At 39.9% G+C, this 1029-nt stretch carries 2 protein-coding genes; one reads left to right on the top strand and one right to left on the bottom strand.

Going from position 1 to position 1029, the window contains the following annotated elements; genetic code table 11:
- Nucleotides 1-915: hypothetical protein (locus tag F6K23_RS41265; protein WP_293167101.1), on the top strand; the 915-nt coding region annotated here is incomplete at its 5' end.
- On the opposite strand, the gene F6K23_RS43080 is transcribed toward F6K23_RS41265, so the two are convergent.
- Nucleotides 910-1017, bottom strand: coding sequence for a hypothetical protein (locus tag F6K23_RS43080; protein ID WP_375340839.1), 108 nt, complete (start codon nucleotides 1015-1017; stop codon nucleotides 910-912). The two genes, F6K23_RS41265 and F6K23_RS43080, sit on opposite strands and share 6 nt — an antisense overlap.
- Nucleotides 1018-1029: the final 12 nt, after the last annotated feature.

Raw genomic sequence — 1029 nt, 5'->3', positions numbered from 1 at the left:
TCAGCTGCAACCTTTTGCTTGTGGTTAATTCCTAAAGCAACTGATTTTATGGTTAATTCGGCAGCAGGTCTGGCAGAAAAGTTCTTAGGTCGTGACCAGCGCACTCTCGTAATTAACTCAAGTACTAATAATCCTGAATTGTTGTTAATGCTTGTATCGTTTGGTTTGCGCAGATTAGGAGGGATAGCTACCCCACTTGGCTCAAATTTTGCTAACATTTACTTGATGTTTATAATTGCACCATTAGTTGTTTTTAGCAAGTGGTTGTTTACCGGTAAGTTCCATAAAATTAGAGGGCTTATTGAACTTATTAGCAGAGAAAGAAAACTGTTCTTTTGGCATTTTTTGATGTCATTTGCCATGTTTTACTTTGCTAGTACTGCCTACTGGTGTATGACTGGAGCTTTCCAGTTTTTCCCGGTTCGGGAAGATACTCCCCTGCGCAATTGGCAATGGTTATTACTAGGAGGAATCGTCTGCCTGCTTGGTATTTTAATCTTTTTCTTTTGTGAACGCAGGTTGAAGAATAGACGCCCAGAACTATTTGAAGATATCAGTGATGAGGATTTTGAAGCTAGTTGGGTTCAATTTGCTTTTGGAACAGGCGTACTACTATTGTTATGTTATTTATTGAACTCTTTCTTTTTAGCCTGGACTGAACTCTACAGCCCCTCCCTAAGTAGAATTTTTGGTAGTGGTATTTTTGTAGGGCTCCATTACTTCGTTGGAAGCCTGATTTCTTCTCTGCCAGAAGCAACTGTTGCTATAGAAAACTATGAGCGTCTAACTTCTCCAGATCTCAATACAGCCCTAGCCTCAGCAACTCAATCTAATATGACTAATCTCGCTATTGGTTGCCTAGGTAGTATTTTAGCCAGTATGTTTTTACTAGCGGGAATTAACTATAATTTATAGTGCTTTCAAGTAGGCGATAGCGTGACACCAGATCGTTATCGACTGCTGATCAGAAGTGAGTAAACACAGGCAGTTAGGATCAAGCCAACGAAGTTTGCCGATTAGTATATCCCC

The sequence above is a fragment of the Okeania sp. SIO2C9 genome (assembly GCF_010672455.1).
Classification (GTDB): Bacteria; Cyanobacteriota; Cyanobacteriia; order Cyanobacteriales; family Microcoleaceae; genus Okeania.
The sequence above is the reverse complement of the archived record's forward strand: the minus strand, read 5'-3'. Positions and strand labels throughout refer to the sequence as shown.